Below are 16,730 nucleotides of genomic sequence, written 5' to 3'. Positions count from 1 at the left end.
TCCTTTCGATGACTGCTGTATTGTCAGTCCAATGCCTCAATCATCGCCGTAAAGCCCTTGACGAGCGTCTCGACACCCATCGTCGGGTACTGGCTTTCGATCCCCTTGCGCACAGCCATCTGCTCGGGCAGGTAGGGGATGTGGACAAAGCCGGCGGGGATGTGCGCCTTGCCCGCTGTGGCGAGGAGGTGGAGCGTGCCGTAGAGCAGGTGGTTGCAGACATAGGTGCCCGCCGAGTTTGAGACGCTTGCGGGGATGCCCGCCGCCTTCATGTTGGCGACCATCTTCTTGATCGGGAGCGTCGCCCAGTAGGCGATGGGACCGTCCTTCGCGACCGGCTCATCCACGGGCTGATTGCCCTTGTTGTCGGGGATGCGGAAATCATCGACGTCGATGCCGATGCGTTCGACCGTGATGTCGGGGCGGCCGCCCGCCTGCCCGACGATGATGACGGCATCGGGCGAGATCTCGTCCACCGCCGAACGCACCGCGTCGAGTGCCTCATAGCGCACCACGGGGATTTCACGCGCAACGACCTCATAGCCGTTGATGTTCTTGCCGGCGAGCTGCTTGACCAGCTCCAGCGCAGGGTTGACCGTCTCGCCGCCGAAGGGCTGAAAGCCCGTGATCAGAAGTTTTTTCATAGCGTATTCGCGGCGGGGATACCGCCGCCGCCCCCTTTCAGTTCTTATCCGTTGAATCCGAGGAAATACATTTGCTCTGCATCTCAAGCAGTGCCGCAGGAACGATGTTGAAGTTTGCCGCCATCGGTGTCATGAGCGTGCCGCAGTAGCCCGCGAGCATCGCAATCGGAGCGACAATGAGAGGATTTGCACCGTGCGCGACGATGACAAGGGGAATGCCAATGCCGCTCGTGATGACCGCGAATGCAGCGAACGCATTGCCCATAATGATGGTGAAGATTGCCATGCCGAGACAGTAGGCAATCACAACGGCAAGTGCACTGTCCGTCGGAATGGCACTTGCCACGATGTCGGAGACAATCTTGCCGATGCCCGCCTTGGCAAAGAGCGAGCCAAGTGCTGCAAGCAGCTGTGAGAGAATCGCAGCCCAGCCGATGGCATCGATGAGGCGACGCCCCTCATGGAACGTCTGGAGCGGTGCGCCACGCGTGATGGCGAGCGCAATTACAATGGCGACAATGGAGGCGATGCCGAACGAGACGAGTGCACCGAGCTTCGTTGTCGCCGCGAGGATCAGCGTGATCACGCCGACCGCGAGGACGGGGATGAGCAGACGGTTGCCGAGTTGTTGCGCCGAAGCATTTTTTTCCTCCTTGGAGGTCTCATGATAGTCGCCGTGTCCCATCTGTTTTGCAGCGACAATGACCGCCATCAGGATGACCATCCAGCCCGCGTTCTCGTTGCCGAGTGCTGAGCCGCCGAGGAACGTGATGCCGTAGACAAGCCAGAACAGACCCGTGCCGAAGCGTTTTAGATTTTTGCTGTCTCCGAACGAGAGCACCCCGAAGAGGACGAGGTAAATCCCGCAGAGGAGATAGACGTGATCGAGTGTCAGCATAGCAGTCCCTCCTTAGCCTTTCTTCGTCTCGTTGTATGCCGCAATCTCCTGCTCGATGCGCCGATCGAAGAGATGGAAGCGAATCGCCGCAAAGAGGAAGGCGACCACGGCGGTTGGAATGCAGTAGAGTGCCATCGTGACGAGATCCACCTCGTAGCCGTGTTCCTCGAGCACTCCTTTGATGAGGAGCAGCCCGCCCGCCGCGATAAAGACGTTCTGCGCGAAGAAATTGCCCGCGTTCTCCGCCGTCGCCGCATGGCCGCGGATCTTGTCGAGGATCTCGGGCGATGCCTTGCGTCCCTTGAGTGCCGCAGCCTCGCCCATCGGCGAGATCAGCGGGCGGATGAAGGTCGGATGTCCGCTGAGAGAGATGCCGAGGGCGACCGTGACCTGCCGCACAAGCATATAGAGCAGGAAAATGCGCCCTGCCGTTGCGGCAGAGATCTTCGAGATGAGATGTTCGGCGCGCTCGCGCAGTCCAAACCGCTCCGAGAGTCCGATGACGGGCAGCACGAGGATGAAGAGCGACATATAGCGGTTCTTGATGAATGCTTCGCCGATGACCGTGACGATCTCCTGCAGGGACATCCCTGCGGCAAATCCCGTGACGAAGCCGGCGACGATGACGACCAGCAGTGCGTTAAACCGCAGTGCGAGCCCCACCACCATGACGAGGATGCCGGATAGAACAAGCATAGATGATACCTCCTGTGAAAATTGGAATCGCTGATAAAATGAGGTCTGTCAGATTGGTGTAGATTTTTTGTTCAGTCAAGGAGACAAACCGGACGCATAGCCAAAGCTATGTGGAGGATTTGTCGACGATGGCAGGGCGAAAAAGATGCACCAAGATGACGGTGCTGAATTTATCAGTGCTTCCAAGTTATTTCCTTGCGGCGCAGTCGAGAATGTGCGGATCAAAGCCGAAATCTTCAAACCCTGCGCGGCAAGCGGCGACGTAGTCGGCATCAGGCGTGCCGAGCGGCATCCCGTCCACCATCGTGTAGAGGAACACCGCCGTGTCTTTGATGACACCCGTCTCCCGCTCCATTAGTTGGACGTGCCGTACCTCCTTACGGTAGAGCGCAGGGAAAATCTCATAGCTGTCGAGCGCCTTTTCATCGCTCTCCGTCACCGACCAGATCCCGAGGGGCGTGGTCGCGCCCTTTTTCTCTGTGACCGTCAGATAGACGCGCGGCGGACTGCCGCGATACTCCAGAGCAGTGTCCGCGAGCTGCGCCGTACCGACGATGACCGCGTTCGGACATCGCTCCCGCATCGCCGCAACATTCAGATTGCTGCCATAGGCAGCATAGAGTCTTTTCATCATATTCCTCCTGTTTTCAACAGTTGTATACAGTATACCACAAAAACAAAGGATGAGAATATTTTTTTAAAATAAAACTTTTCTTCTGTGTGAGCATACATTTTTTTGTGCTGCTTGGTTATAAGTTCATTTTCAATCCGTTGATTATCCGCATTTATCCAATTATTTGCAGGATTGTGCGGCAGAGATTCGTTCTTGTTGCAGGATTCTATCTCTCCTATAATGGGAAATACGGGAAGGAGGTGGCGTATGGAAGGAAACGAGCGACGCAAACAGTTGGCAAAATTTCTGCGCGCTACCCTCTCAGCCGCACCCGTCACGGCTGAGAATCTGGCACGAATGCTTGCGGTATCCGTCCGAACCGTACGCTACGATCTGGACGCGCTCACGGAGGAGCTGCGGTGCGAAGGGCTGTGCATACGCTCGCAGGCACGGCGCGGCATCTGGCTGGAACGCGTGGAGGTGCAGGAGGCGGTGACTGCCGCGCCGGTACTGGATCGCAAGGAGCGGCGTGACCGCATCATCCTCGCGCTCCTCGGCGATGAGCCCTGTTCGATTGATGGACTTGCGGAGGAGCTTGCCATCAGCCGCAACACCCTCATCAGCGACCTAAAGGATGTTCAGACAACGCTCGAGCAGCGTGGACTTGCGTACGTCTCAAAGCGCGGCGCGGGCATTGCAGCGACCGGGGGAGAGCAGGAGCTGCGCGATATGCTCATCCATATCTTCGCCAAAGAAGAGCATGATTTTCGCCATTTTGATCGTACGGATGCAGCCTCCTCTCCGTTTCGCCGCTATGCACATGACCTTCCAATGGCAGAGATTGCGGCGTTCTTCCTCGACCTCCTGGGCAGACACGGCGTGCTCGGGAGCGATCTCTCGATCAACCGTATGATCTGCGCGCTTGCCGTCCAGATGCAGCGGCTGCGCGAGGGGCATCAGATCACCGAGGGGCGTCCCGTGGATTTTCTGTCAAATGAGGGGGAGGCAACGGAGTCTCTGGCTGCGGAGATTGCGGCAGGGATGGCGGGCTATGCGCCGGAATTCCTGCACGCAGCAGAGATCCAGCACATTGTCAAGGAGCTGCTGCACAGCCGCATCTACGTCTTTCGCGAGGAGCCGGGACGCACTCAGGAGACGGCGCGCGCACTTGCACGGGAGTTTGTCGCATATGCACAGGTCTGGTTGGATGATACGTATGCAGACGATGAGGAGCTGCTGCGGAATCTTGCGGTACATCTCCGTCCTGCACTTGAGCGGGCGCACGTCGGCATTGTGTTGACGAATCCGCTTCTCGAACGCATTCGGGAGCAGTACCGTGCCATATTTTTGATTGCTGCGCGCGCAGCGGAACGTCTGGGGGAGCGGATGAATCTGCGCTTCTCGGAGGATGAGATCGGCTATTTGACGCTTTACCTCGGTGCTGCGATCGAACGGAAGAAGCTGCGAAAGTCGCGCAAGCTGCCTGTGGTGCTCATTTGCGGCAATGGTGTCGGCACGGCGACCTTGCTTGCAAATACGATCCGCAACCGTCTGCCGAACCTGCACATCGTACGCATTCTTTCTTACTACAACATGAAGCCGGAGGATGTTGCCGATGTGGATGTCGTTATCAGTACGGTGTCCGTGCAGCTGCCCGAGAAGACGGTACTGCGCATCTCACCGATCCTGACGGATGCGGAGAGCGAGATCATCGAGGAGCAGCTGAAATATCTCTATGACAGCCGCTTCATCATGGAGGGGAATACAGTACGCATATCGGGCGGTATGCGTCTCGTTGACCTCCTCACGGAGGAGATGATCGAGCTTCATGCACAGGCGGCTGATTGGGAGGCGGCGGTGCATGCTGCGGGGCATCTGCTCCATGCGGCGGGGGCGGTCGATGCGTGTTACATCGGGCGGATGGTGGAGAGCGTGCAGGAGCTCGGTGCGTACATCGTCGTGTGCCCAGGGGTTGCGATGCCACACGCACGTGCTGCAGACGGGGTGCGGCGGCTTGCCGTCAGTTTTGTCCGGCTGGCACATCCCGTTGCCTTTGCAGAGCGGGACGGCGCGGAGGCGGATCTGCTCTTTGCCTTTGCAACGCCGGATGAGAAGGCTCATCTTGAGCTTTTGCTCGATCTCTGGACAATTTTCAGCGATGCGGAAACGCTGGAGTATCTGCGGAAATGCCGCACAGCGGAAGAAGTTCGAGCCGTGATAGGTCGCTGCACAGCAGCGCGGAAGGAGTGAATTTATGCTGGGAGATTATATTTCTCCGGGAGGAATCATGCTGCAGGAGACGTGCCGTGATTGGGCGGCGTGCATTGACCGAGGAGCTGCACCGTTGCTCACTTGCGGCGCGATCCTGCCGTCCTATCCGGAGGCAATCAAGCGTAGCCACCGTGAGATGGGACCCTATATGGTTATCGCGCCCGGCATCATGCTTGCACACGCCCGACCGGAGGCGGGGGCGAAGGCGGTGGGGCTTACGATTCTGACGCTGCGCGAGCCGATCGCGTTTGGCAGCGAACACAACGACCCCGTGCGACTCGTCATCACGCTCGCGACACCCGATGCCAAGAGCCATGTGGAAATGCTCGAGGCACTGTCAGAGTTCCTGATGACGGAGGGGATGGCGGAGCGGCTGATGGCGGCAAAGTGTGTGGAGAGCGCAGAGGCTCTGTTTGGTAAAAAGAAAAGGAGTGCGTGACAATGAAGATTCTGGTATGCTGCGGCAGCGGTCTCGGCAGCAGTTTCATGATCGAGATGAACATCAAGAAGGCTCTGCAGGAGATTGGCGTGGAGGCAGAGGTGAATCACAGCGATCTCTCGTCGGCGGCGGGCATCAAGGCGGATATTTACGTGGGGACACGCGATATCGCTACACAGCTCGTCGGGCTCGGTGGCGAGGTTGTCTCGCTCAACAATATGATTGACAAGAAGGAGCTTGCCGAGAAGATTGCGGAAGCAGTCGCCAAGGTAAAGGGATAAGGAGGAATTATCATGCTGAGTTTTATCCTTGACATTTTAAGCGTGCCGGCGGTTCTGATCGGTCTCGTCTCGATGATCGGTCTCATTGCGCAGAAAAAGGGGCTCTCCGATATCCTCAAGGGCTCGATCAAGACCATCATGGGTGTTCTGATTCTCGGCGGCGGCGCGGGGCTTGCCGTTGCCGCACTCACGCACTTCGGCACGATGTTTCAGCACGGATTCGGCATCAACGGTGTCGTTCCGCACAACGAAGCGATTGTCGGTATGGCTCTGAAGGAGTTTGGTACACAGACTGCGCTCATCATGGCATTCGGTATGGTCGCAAACATCCTCATCGCGCGCTTTACGCCGCTGAAATTCATCTTTCTTACGGGGCATCATACGCTCTACATGGCGTGTATGATCGGGATTATTCTCACGGTTGGTGGGTTTGAAGGCGTGACCCTCGTGGCAATCGGCTCGATCCTGCTCGGCTTCGTCATGGCGTTCTTCCCCGCAATCGCACATCCGACGATGAAGAAGATTACGGGCAGCGATGATGTTGGTTTTGGCCATTTCAGTACGCTTGGCTATGTATTCTCGGCGTGGGTTGGCTCACTCGTCGGGAACAAGGAGCGCTCGACAGAGGACATCAACTTCCCGCAGAGTCTCGCGTTCCTGCGTGACTCCTCGCTCGCCGTCTCACTGGTCATGCTCGTTCTCTTCCTCATCGTTGCCCTTGCCTGTGGCCCGCAGTATGTGGAGACGGAGCTGAGCGGCGGGCAGAACTTCCTCGTGTTCTCGCTCATTCAGGCGATCACGTTCGCGGGCGGTGTCTACGTCATTCTCGCTGGTGTTCGCCTCATTCTCGCGGAGATCGTGCCCGCATTTACGGGAATCGCAACGACACTTGTGCCGAATGCAAAGCCTGCGATCGACTGTCCGGTCGTCTATCCCTATGCGCCGAACGCCGTGCTTATCGGCTTCCTATCGAGCTTCGTTGGCGGTGTTGTGGGCATGGCGGTACTTCTGCTTGCGGATAAGTCCTTCCCGGGGCTGCCCATCATTCTGCCGGGCGTTGTACCGCATTTCTTCTGTGGTGCGACGGCAGGTGTCTTCGGCAATGCGACGGGCGGTCTGCGCGGCTGTATCGCGGGTGCCTTTGCACAGGGGCTGCTCATCACATTCCTGCCCGTATTCCTCATGCCGGTTCTCGGCAACCTCGGCTTTGCCAATACGACGTTCAGTGATGCGGACTTCGGTGCGGTCGGCATCATCCTCGGCAATGTGATTCATATGCTGAAGTAATTTATCCAATGAAAAAAACCGCTTTGGCAGTCTGCCAAGGCGGTTTTGCGCAAGGAGGAAAAGATGGAACTCGAAGAACTGAAGGAGGCGGCGCGCAAAATCCGGCGCGCGACGATCCAATCCATTCATGCGGTTGGAACGGGGCATGCGGGCGGTGCACTTTCGATTGCCGATCTGCTCGCCGTGCTGTATTTTGATGAGATGCGTGTGCGGCCTGCAGACCCGAACTGGGCAGAACGTGACCGTTTCGTGTTGTCGAAGGGACATGCGTGTGCCTCGCTCTATGCAGCACTTGCAGAGCGCGGATACTTTCCTGCGGAGGAGCTGCTGACCCTGCGCCAGTACGGTTCACGTTTGCAGGGGCACCCCGATATGAAGGTGACGCCGGGGCTGGATATGTCCTCCGGCTCGCTCGGACAGGGGCTCTCCATTGGAAACGGTATGGCACTTGCCGCAAAGCTGCGGAGGATGGACTATCGTGTCTACGTTCTGCTCGGCGACGGTGAACTCGAGGAGGGGCAGATCTGGGAGGCGGCGATGACGGCGCGTCGCTATGCACTGGATAACATTGTTGCTATTGTGGACGCGAACGGGCTTCAGATCAACGGAACAGTCGAGGAGGTCGCGGGGCTGTCGGATATTGGCGCGCGTTTTGCCGCCTTTGGCTGGCATGTCATTGATATCGACGGACACGATCTCGCGGCGATTCGCGCCGCATTTGCTGCCGCACGCGAAACTGCAGGCGTACCGACGGTGATTGTCGCACATACGGTAAAGGGAAAAGGTATCTCCTACATGGAGAATCAGGTAAAGTGGCACAGCGGCGTGCCGTCTGAGGACGAATACCGCACAGCTCTGCGGGAACTCGGAGGTGAGGCGTAATGGGAACGGCAATGCGCGAGATTTTTGGACGTGTCCTGCAAACGATGGCGGAGGATCCGCACCTTGTGGTACTCGATGCGGATCTCGGCTCGGCGACCAAGGTGCTGATGTTTCGCGATGTATGTCCCGAGCGGTTCGTGGATGTCGGCATTGCAGAGCAGGATATGATTGGCACGGCGGCAGGGCTTGCCTCCTGTGGGATGATTCCCGTCGCGGCGACCTTTTCCGTCTTTCTCGCGGGCAGGGCACTCGACCAGATCCGCAACAGCGTCGCCTATCCGAAGCTGAACGTAAAGCTCGTGGGGACACATGCGGGTGTGAGCGTCGGCTATGACGGTGCATCGCATGAGGCGGTCGAGGACATTGCCGTTATGCGCGCACTGCCGAATATGACAGTACTCTGCTCCTCGGATGCGGTCGAGACGGAGGCGATGGTGCGTACGGCAGTTGCTCATGAGGGTCCTGTCTATTTGCGCATCAGCCGCATCGGCACGGCGGACTACCATGCGCCTGACTATGAATTCGTCGTCGGCAGGGGCGAGGTCGTTACGGACGGCAGCGACTGCACGGTCGTCGCGACGGGTATCATGGTCGAACAGGCAATGATCGCCGCTCGCGAGCTTGCGCAGGAGGGCATCCGCATCCGCGTTGTCAACATGCCTTCGATCAAGCCGATCGACCGCACACTGCTCGTCGATTCCGCCCGAAAAACGGGTGCTGTCGTCACGGCAGAGGAACACAGCATCATCGGTGGACTCGGCTCTGCCGTTGCGGAGGTACTCGCGGAGGAGTATCCGGTACCAATGCGTTACGTCGGGATTCGTGACCGCTTTGGAACGTCGGGGGATCCGAATGTTCTGCTCGAGGCGTACGGCCTGCGTGCCTCACATATCGCCGCGGCGGTCAAGGATGTACTGCACGCAAAGGGATAACGTTGCTTTTGCACGAAAATCGGGGCGTTGTACGAAGTTTTTCGCTTCGTACAACGCCCCGTTTACGTGCGCATATTGCGCTGTTCTTCAGTGAATCTCAATCTGCTTGCGTGCGGGTGTGTCCGCTGTCTTCGGCAGGTTCACCTGCAGCACGCCATCCTTGAACTCTGCGTGGATGTTTGCGTCGTCGATGCCGTCGATGTAGAACGAGCGGCTGACTTCACCCGTGTGACGCTCACGGCGGATGTAGTTCCCTGCATCGTCTTTCTCATCGTTGGATTCCGTGCGCGAGGCGGCAATCGTGAGATAGCCGTTCTCGTAGTGGAGGGCGATGTCCTCCTTCGTCATGCCCGGCAGATCGGCGGTCAGCTCGTAATGGTCGCCGCTGTCCTTCACGTCCACCTTGAACGAGCTTGCCCCCCAATTCGCAGTGGGGAAGTCATCGTGGAAGAAGGAATCGCGCATTGCGTCGAAGAGTGCAAACGGATTCGCGCTGTCACGCTGCGAAAGGTTACGGCGTCCGGCAAAAGGTACAAGTCCAAACATGGTAATCAACTCCTTAGAGATTTGGGGCATATGCGATGTTTGGTATTCGATATGCCATTCAGTTGCTTTTGATTGGGAAGGTGGTTTAAATCACCTTTCGATTGTTATTATACCTCAAATAGTCAAAAAGTCAATAGGTCAAAAAGAAAAAGTTTGAAAAAATTTTGGAAGGGGATATAATGGAGAAAGTAATTCCATTGATTTTACGAGGAGGAATGATATATGGATAAGGATATCCTTTTCATCGGCTATCCGAAGTGCTCGACCTGCCAGAAGGCGGAGAAGTTTCTGCGTGCGCATGGGTGCAACGCACCGATGCGTGACATCAAGGCGGAGAAGCCGACGGCAGACGAACTGCGTGTGTGGCACGAACGGAGCGGGCTGCCGTTAAAGCGTTTCTTCAATACGAGTGGCATGCTCTACCGCGAGCTTGGGCTGAAGGACAAGCTGCCTGCAATGACGGAGGAGGAGCAGTACGCCGTACTTGCCTCGGACGGAATGCTCGTGAAGCGCCCACTGCTCATCACGAAGGACTGTGTGCTCACGGGGTTCCGCGAGAAGGAGTGGGCGGATTGCATGGCGGAATAAACCTCAAAAAAAATTAAAGCATATATAGACAAGGGCGAACAAAAAATGTAAAATATATGAAAATAAACGTGACTTTCTTATAAGGGAGGATGGGGGTTCACATGAATTTACGCGCAAAGATTATGATGCTGGTCGGCGTGCCGCTGATCTTCGTTTTCCTCATACTGCTGGGGACGATTTATTGGAAGGCGTCGGACAGCATCAAGGATGTCGCATCGCGTGAGATGATTCAGATGGCGGAGGTGAATGCTGCCAATATCAATACGGCACTTCAGGCGAAATCCCGTCAGCTTGAGACAGTTACGCGGCTGTGGGGGACGGAGAATGCCTCGTACGATGAGATGATGTTGGGGGCGCAGGAGTTTGCAACCAAAACGTCTGATTTCTTTGTCGGGTTTCCCGATCAGCCGTTCATTGACGGCGCAGGATTTGATATTCCCAGCGATTTTGACGCAACCTCGCGCGGCTGGTACAAGGAGGCGGCGGAATCGACGAAGGTGTGTCAGTCGGCTGTCTATAAGGCGGCCAACGGTACGCCGGTCGTCAGTTTCAGCGCGGCGATTCGGAGCGGCGGAAATCTTGTCGGCGTTGCGGGCTGCGATCTGAACCTCGATATGGCGAGAGACCTGCTGTCGAAGGCAAAGATTTACGAAACGGGGAAGGCGTTCCTGATCTCGAAGGAAGGCAACTTCATCTACCATGACAAGTACTCCCTCGACAATAATATCTCCTCGGTGGACGATTCCGACCTAAAGGCGCTGGCGTCGACATTCCTCTCCGGAAAGCCCGTATTCACATCGAGTCCGAACAGCTCGGATAATTTCTACGCCTCAGTGCCTGTCGGTGATTCCGGATGGGTGCTCGTTCTGTGCGTGCCGCAGGCGGAGGTGTATGCCTCCTCAACCGAGCTCCTCGGCATCATGGTGGGCATCACGATTGCGGCATTCGTTCTGCTCGCAGCGATCCTCTTCTATATCGCTCGCCTCATCTCCGTTCCGGTCGAAAATCTCGCGGCGTTCGCGTCGAACGTTGCACGCGGGGATCTGCGCAGCGTACCACAGCCTCTGGATCGTACAGATGAGATCGGCACGCTTCACAACGCATTTTGCAATATGACGGAAAATCTCCGCAAGCTCATACGGCAGGTCAGCGAGACGGCAGGAAGAGTTGCGGCATCCTCCTCCGATCTGACGGCGAATACACAGGAAGCGGCTCAGGCGTCCGAGTTTGCCGCAAACTCCGTCGCGCAGATTGCAGAGACCTCGACGTCGCAGAGTGAGACGATCGTCTCTGCCGCAGCGATGATGCAGGAGGCATCCTCCAGCATCGGCGAGGTGGCAGATGTCATCAAGGAGATTGTCTCCTCCGCGAAAATGACGGAGGAGGAGACACGTGACGGACAGGCCATTCTCAACCATACGATCAGCAAGATGAATACACTGAAGGATGGGGCGGCCGTTGTTACGGAAACCGTGCGCGGCCTGCAGGAGAGTGCACATGAGGTCTCGAGCATCGTCGAGATGATCACGAGCATCTCCGAGCAGACGAACCTCCTTGCGCTCAACGCTGCGATTGAGGCGGCACGTGCCGGTGAGCATGGCAAGGGCTTCTCCGTCGTTGCGGATGAGGTGCGGAAACTCGCCGAGCAGTCGAAGGAAGCAACGGCGAATATCTCCGAGCTCCTCAATGGGAATGCGGTTCAGATGGATAAGACGTTCCGTGCAATGGAGGAACAGTCCGTGAATGTCGAGAACAGCGTGGAGGAGATCCATCGTTCCGGTGAGAAGTTTACGGCAATCGCCTCGCACATTGAGTCTCTCTCGGAGAGCATCAACCACATCGCACAGATCGCGCAGTCGGTACAGCAGAACAATCAGCGTGCTGTCAACTCCATCGAGGAGCTCAGCAGCGGCTCGAGCGATGCGGACACGAAGATGCAGGAAGAGGTATCAAACATCTCAGCCGTGACCGAGGAACAGGCTGCCTCCATGTCGGAGATTGCGGCTGCGACCCGTACCCTGTCCGAGATTGCCGGGGAGCTGCAGCAGATCACGAAGCAGTTCCAGACCTGAGATTCATAACAGAAAACATACGACAGTCTGCGATCCTTACGAGGAGAGCAGACTGTTATTTTTCGTGCATTCCGCGGGGAAAAGGTGTAAGATAAAAGAAACAATACACATATGTTGAGAGAGGGATGTTTATGAAACGCGAATATATGGACGGTATCCTCTACGCCCTGCTCTTTGCAATCCCGGCGTACATTCTGGGGCTGTACTTTCCGATTGTGGGCGGTCCCGTGTTCGGCATTCTGCTCGGTATGCTGTTTGCGAAGAAACGGCGGCCGCAGGCGACCGAGAGTGGTATCAAATTCACGGGCAAGAAGATTTTGCAGTACGCGATCATCCTGCTCGGCTTCGAGATGAATCTCTTTCATGTGGTCGAGGTCGGGGAGCAGTCGCTCTATGTCATGATCTTCACGCTGCTCGCGGCGTTCGGTGCGGCGTTCCTGATGGGAAAGGTTCTGGGGATGGATCGCGATATGACCGCGCTCGTCGGTGCGGGGACGGCGATCTGCGGCGGCTCGGCGATTGCGGCGGTCGCACCCGTGATCGGAGCGAAGGATCGGGATGTTGTGATCTCGATTGCGACGATTTTTTTCTTCAACGTGCTTGCGGTCTTTATCTTCCCGTTCCTCGGGCATAGTTGGGGAATGTCGGACGCGGGGTTCGGCATGTGGGCGGGCACTGCCATCAACGACACGTCGTCGGTCGTTGCGGCGGGCTATGCCTACAGCCATGATGCGGGCGCGTATGCGACCATCGTGAAGCTGACGCGCACGCTGATGATTGTGCCGGTCTGCCTGTTCTTCGCTCTGCTCATGATGCGCAGTGCGGCGCAAAGCGGCGCGGGTTTCTCGCTGAAGCGCATCTTCCCGATGTTCGTGCTCTACTTCGTGCTCGCGTGCATCGTGAATACGACGGGCATTCTCCCCGCCGAGGTTTCGCATGGGCTTGGGATGCTCGGCAAGTTCTCCATCGTGCTCGCGATGAGTGCAATCGGTCTGAACACGGATCTGCCGTCCCTCCTCAAGCACGGGACGCGCCCGCTCCTGCTTGGCATGGTCTGCTGGATTGCGGTCGCGGGTACGTCGCTCATCGTGCAGCATGCACTGGGGCTGCTGTAATAATTGGTGCGGGTTCACTTAGGAACACCGCACCAACTCTCTAAGATACATCCATCTTGTCTCGAAGAACGGAGGAAGTATGACTGACACACAGGAAATTGAACTGCGTCCGTTCCCACCATTCCTGCCGCCGAAGGCGACGGTACTGATGATGGGAACGTTCCCGCCCGCGCCGGAGAAGCGGACGATGGAGTTCCACTATCCGAACTTCCAGAACGATATGTGGCGTGTCTATGGACTCGTCTTCTTTGGCGATGCTGCGCATTTTCAGCGTGTGGGTGAGAAAGCGTTCGATGCGGAGCGGATCAAAGCGTTCCTCACGGAGCGCGGCATCGGTTCGTGCCCAACCGTGCGCCGCGCGATCCGCACGCATGGCAACGCTTCCGATGCGTTCCTCGAGGTCGTGGAGAAGGTCGATCTGCCCGCAGTGCTCGCAGAGATCCCGGGCTGTCGGCGCATCTGCACGACGGGCGGCAAGGCAACGGAGATCCTGCTCTCCCTGCTTGAGGCAGAGGTAAAGGCAAAGGATTTCAAGACGGGCGAGACGATCTCTGCGCGCTGCGGCGACCGCGAACTCCTCGTTACGCGCCTGCCGTCCACCTCGCGTGCCTACCCGATGAAACTCGAAAAGAAGGCCGAGGTATATCGGAAGTTTTTCGTTGAGGCGGGGTTTACGGTGGCAGAGCAGAATAGATAAACAAAAACGGCACGCTGTGTGCAAAACACGCAGCGTGCCGAAATTTTATATTTTTTAGAACATATCCTTGTCGAGGATGATGGTCTGCTCGCGCGAGGGGCCGACGGAGATGATGCCGAGGGCGATGCCCGTGACCTCCGCCATGCGCTCGAGGTACTTGCGCGCGTTCTCGGGCAGCTCCTCGTAGCTACGGATGCCGGAGATGTCCGTCTTCCAGCCAGGGAACGTTTCGTAGACCGGCTCAACCTCGGCGAGGACGTTGAGGCTCGCGGGAACGCCCTTCAGCAGCTGTCCCTTGTACTTGTAGCCCGTGCAGATCTTGATCTCGTCGAAGCCGTCGAGGATGTCGAGGCGCGTGACCGCCATGTAGTCGATGCCGGAGAGCAGCCCTGCGTGGCGGACGACAACGGCGTCGAGCCAGCCCGTGCGGCGCGGACGCCCCGTGACAGTGCCAAACTCATGCCCCGCCTCACGTAGTTTGTCGCCAATCTCGTTCAGCTGCTCGGTGGGGAAGGGACCCTCTCCGACGCGCGTGCAGTATGCCTTGACGACGCCGACGACCCTGTCGATCTTTTTCGGCGCAACGCCTGCGCCGATGGTGACGCCGCCCGAGATGGGGTGGGATGCCGTGACGTAGGGATAGGTGCCGTAGTCGATGTCGAGCATGGTCGCCTGTGCGCCCTCGAAGAGCACCTTGCGCCCGGCATCGATCTCCTCGTTGACGAGAGGGATCGTGTCTGTGACGAGCGGACGCAGACGCTCGGCATAGCCCTCGTACTCTGCGAGCACTTCGTCATAGTCGAGCGGCTCGTGGAAGTAGACGGCGGCAAGCTCGCCGTTCTTGACATCGAGGTTCTTTTTAAGTTTTTTTGCGAACTCGTCCTTCTCCATGAGGTCGCAGACACGGATACCGATGCGGTCGTCACGATCCATGTAGCAGGGGCCGATACCGCGTCCCGTCGTACCAATTTTGTCAGCGCCGCGCTGCGCGTCGCCGATGCCGTCCATCAGGCGATGATAGGGCATGACGACGTGCGCGCGGTCGGAGATGCGGATGTTCGACGTGTCGATGCCGCGCGCTGCCATGGCGTCCATCTCCTGTAGGCAGACCTCGGGGTCGAACGCAACGCCGTTTGCGATGATGTTGTGCGTGCCCTTGTAGAGGATGCCCGAGGGCAGAAGGCGGAGCTTGTACTCCTCGCCTGCCGCGACGACGGTATGACCCGCGTTGCAGCCGCCCTGGAAGCGGACGACCGTGTCCGCCTTGCTTGCGAGGTAGTCGACGATCTTCCCTTTGCCCTCGTCGCCCCACTGTGTTCCCGTGATAACGATGGTTGACATAATTGAGTCCCCCTTAATTCTTTCCCTCAAAGATCAAAGCGCGCGAAGATGGAATCCACGTGGCGCAGGAAATAGGTATAGTCGAAACAGGCGTCGATCTCTTCCTTCGTGAGATGAGCGGAGATGTCGGCGTCCTTTTCGACATTCGTGCGGAAATCTTCCTTCTCGAGCCAGCGCTTCATGGCGTTGCGCTGCACCCAGACGTATGCCGTCTGGCGCAGGATTCCCTTGTTCACGAGTGCCGTGAGGATGCGCTGACTGTAAATGAGACCGCCCGTGCGGTTCATGTTGTGCAGCATGGCGTCGGGGTAGACGAGGAGCTTGTCCACGATGCCGGTCAGCTTGTGCAGGCAGTAGTCCACGTTGATGGTTGCATCGGGCAGGATGACGCGCTCGACGGAAGAGTGCGAGATGTCGCGCTCGTGCCAGAGTGTCATGTCCTCGAGTGCTGCGACGGCATTACCGCGCACGAGGCGTGCCATGCCCGAGACACGCTCGCAGTTGATCGGGTTGCGCTTGTGCGGCATCGCGGACGAACCCTTCTGCCCCGCCTTGAAGAACTCCTCTGCCTCGCGGATGTCCGTGCGCTGCAGGTTGCGGATCTCGGTGGCGATCTTCTCCATCGTGCCCGCGATGATGGCGAGTGTCGTGACGAACTCGGCGTGACGGTCGCGCTGAATGACCTGCGTTGCGAGGCGGACGGGCGTGATGCCGAGCTTCTTGCACGTCAGCTCCTCGATGCGCGGGTCGATATTCGAGTAGGTGCCGACTGCGCCCGAGAGCTTGCCGACGGAGACGACCTCCTGCGCGCGTGTGAGGCGTTCGATGTCGCGCTCGATCTCCGCGCTCCACAGGAGCAACTTCAGTCCGAATGTCATCGGCTCTGCATGGATGCCGTGTGTACGTCCAATGCAGGGCGTATGGCGGAACTCCTTTGCGCGGCGGCGCAACACCTCGCGGAACGCGCGCAGATCGTCGAGGATGATGGCTGCGGCATCGCGCATCATGACGCAGTATGCCGTATCCTTGACATCGCTCGAGGTCAGCCCCTTGTGGATGTACTTTGAATCCTCGCCGACGTTCTCCTCAAGATTCGTGAGGAAGGCGATGATGTCGTGGTCGGTGGTCTTTTCGATCTCGTTGATGCGTGAGACATCGAACTTCGCGTTCGCCTTGATGTTCTCCACGGCAGCGGCGGGGATCTCGCCGAGCTCCGCCATCGCCTCGCACGCGGCAATCTCCACGTTCAGGATGGTCTGCCACTCGTTCTGGATCGACCAGAGATGTCCCATCTCCGGACGCGTATAGCGTTCTATCATTTGCTTCCTCCTGCTCATGTGCATGAAAGACATAAAACAACACCTTTATCATAGCTCTGTGTGCGAGGATTGTCAATCACGGCTTTGTGTCCGTGTAAAGCACAATAGT

Annotated in this window: 17 protein-coding genes and 1 pseudogene; 11 read left to right on the top strand and 7 right to left on the bottom strand. The window is 57.8% G+C overall.

Translation table 11 applies throughout. From position 1 onward, the window contains the following. Positions 1–23 precede the first annotated feature (23 nt). From pcp to H1B31_RS01560, 3 genes are read right to left on the bottom strand one after another with little or no spacing between them, the layout of a single operon-like run. A complete protein-coding gene (gene pcp, locus H1B31_RS01570) occupies positions 24–644 on the bottom strand; it encodes a pyroglutamyl-peptidase I (RefSeq protein WP_185980620.1) in 621 nt (206 codons plus the stop codon). A gap of 37 nt (positions 645–681) precedes the next feature. Next, the gene (locus H1B31_RS01565) at positions 682–1,542 is read right to left on the bottom strand and encodes a DUF979 domain-containing protein (RefSeq protein ID WP_185980619.1); all 861 of its coding nucleotides are present in this window, start codon (positions 1,540–1,542) and stop codon (positions 682–684) included. Between the two features lie 12 nt (positions 1,543–1,554). Beyond that, on the bottom strand, positions 1,555–2,238 hold the full coding sequence (locus H1B31_RS01560) for a DUF969 domain-containing protein (RefSeq protein WP_185980618.1): 684 nt from the start codon (positions 2,236–2,238) through the stop codon (positions 1,555–1,557). A gap of 62 nt (positions 2,239–2,300) precedes the next feature. Here H1B31_RS01560 and H1B31_RS11330 point away from each other — a divergent pair. Beyond that, a pseudogene (locus H1B31_RS11330) lies at positions 2,301–2,423 on the top strand (secretion protein HlyD); the annotation flags it as partial. A 2-nt stretch (positions 2,424–2,425) separates the two neighbouring features. On the opposite strand, the gene H1B31_RS01555 reads toward H1B31_RS11330, so the two are convergent. Then, positions 2,426–2,872 carry a gamma-glutamylcyclotransferase family protein gene (locus H1B31_RS01555; protein ID WP_185980617.1) on the bottom strand — a complete coding sequence of 149 codons (447 nt, stop codon included), beginning with the start codon at positions 2,870–2,872 and terminating at the stop codon, positions 2,426–2,428. A gap of 246 nt (positions 2,873–3,118) precedes the next feature. On the opposite strand from H1B31_RS01555, the gene H1B31_RS01550 reads away from it, so the two are divergent. From H1B31_RS01550 to H1B31_RS01525, 6 genes are all read left to right on the top strand, one after another. After that, positions 3,119–5,101 carry a BglG family transcription antiterminator gene (locus H1B31_RS01550; protein WP_185980616.1) on the top strand — a complete coding sequence of 661 codons (1,983 nt, stop codon included), beginning with the start codon at positions 3,119–3,121 and terminating at the stop codon, positions 5,099–5,101. 4 nt (positions 5,102–5,105) lie between these two features. After that, the gene (locus H1B31_RS01545) at positions 5,106–5,561 is read left to right on the top strand and encodes a PTS sugar transporter subunit IIA (RefSeq protein ID WP_185980615.1); all 456 of its coding nucleotides are present in this window, start codon (positions 5,106–5,108) and stop codon (positions 5,559–5,561) included. Positions 5,562–5,563: 2 nt separating this feature from the next. Next, a complete protein-coding gene (locus H1B31_RS01540) occupies positions 5,564–5,842 on the top strand; it encodes a PTS sugar transporter subunit IIB (protein ID WP_009441603.1) in 279 nt (92 codons plus the stop codon). A gap of 12 nt (positions 5,843–5,854) precedes the next feature. Then, entirely contained in the window at positions 5,855–7,129 is a 1,275-nt protein-coding gene (locus H1B31_RS01535) for a PTS ascorbate transporter subunit IIC (RefSeq protein WP_009441604.1), read from the top strand. A 63-nt stretch (positions 7,130–7,192) separates the two neighbouring features. Further along, a complete protein-coding gene (locus tag H1B31_RS01530) occupies positions 7,193–8,011 on the top strand; it encodes a transketolase (RefSeq protein ID WP_185980614.1) in 819 nt (272 codons plus the stop codon). Next, a complete protein-coding gene (locus H1B31_RS01525; protein ID WP_185980613.1) occupies positions 8,011–8,943 on the top strand; it encodes a transketolase family protein in 933 nt (310 codons plus the stop codon). The genes H1B31_RS01530 and H1B31_RS01525 overlap by 1 nt, the downstream gene beginning before the upstream one ends. A gap of 87 nt (positions 8,944–9,030) precedes the next feature. Here the strand turns inward: H1B31_RS01525 and H1B31_RS01520 are convergent, their stop codons facing one another. After that, entirely contained in the window at positions 9,031–9,489 is a 459-nt protein-coding gene (locus H1B31_RS01520) for an Hsp20/alpha crystallin family protein (RefSeq protein ID WP_185980612.1), read from the bottom strand. A gap of 222 nt (positions 9,490–9,711) precedes the next feature. On the opposite strand from H1B31_RS01520, the gene H1B31_RS01515 reads away from it, so the two are divergent. The 4 genes from H1B31_RS01515 to H1B31_RS01500 all read left to right on the top strand — a co-directional run bounded on the left by H1B31_RS01515 (position 9,712) and on the right by H1B31_RS01500 (position 13,961). Beyond that, positions 9,712–10,077, top strand: coding sequence for an arsenate reductase family protein (locus H1B31_RS01515; RefSeq protein ID WP_185980611.1), 366 nt, complete (start codon positions 9,712–9,714; stop codon positions 10,075–10,077). A gap of 101 nt (positions 10,078–10,178) precedes the next feature. Then, positions 10,179–12,149 carry a methyl-accepting chemotaxis protein gene (locus tag H1B31_RS01510; protein WP_185980610.1) on the top strand — a complete coding sequence of 657 codons (1,971 nt, stop codon included), beginning with the start codon at positions 10,179–10,181 and terminating at the stop codon, positions 12,147–12,149. A gap of 131 nt (positions 12,150–12,280) precedes the next feature. Continuing rightward, a complete protein-coding gene (locus H1B31_RS01505) occupies positions 12,281–13,264 on the top strand; it encodes a YeiH family protein (protein ID WP_185980609.1) in 984 nt (327 codons plus the stop codon). Between the two features lie 79 nt (positions 13,265–13,343). Then, positions 13,344–13,961: a hypothetical protein gene (locus tag H1B31_RS01500; RefSeq protein WP_009441612.1), complete on the top strand. Its 618-nt coding sequence runs from the start codon at positions 13,344–13,346 to the stop codon at positions 13,959–13,961. Between the two features lie 54 nt (positions 13,962–14,015). On the opposite strand, the gene H1B31_RS01495 is transcribed toward H1B31_RS01500, so the two are convergent. Then, positions 14,016–15,302 carry an adenylosuccinate synthase gene (locus tag H1B31_RS01495; RefSeq protein WP_185980608.1) on the bottom strand — a complete coding sequence of 429 codons (1,287 nt, stop codon included), beginning with the start codon at positions 15,300–15,302 and terminating at the stop codon, positions 14,016–14,018. Positions 15,303–15,328: 26 nt separating this feature from the next. Next, positions 15,329–16,621 carry an adenylosuccinate lyase gene (gene purB / locus H1B31_RS01490; RefSeq protein ID WP_185980607.1) on the bottom strand — a complete coding sequence of 431 codons (1,293 nt, stop codon included), beginning with the start codon at positions 16,619–16,621 and terminating at the stop codon, positions 15,329–15,331. Positions 16,622–16,730: the final 109 nt, after the last annotated feature.

It is taken from the genome of Selenomonas timonae (assembly GCF_014250475.1).
GTDB classification, from domain to species: domain Bacteria; phylum Bacillota; class Negativicutes; order Selenomonadales; family Selenomonadaceae; genus Centipeda; species Centipeda timonae.
This window is presented reverse-complemented; position numbering and strand designations above follow the sequence as displayed.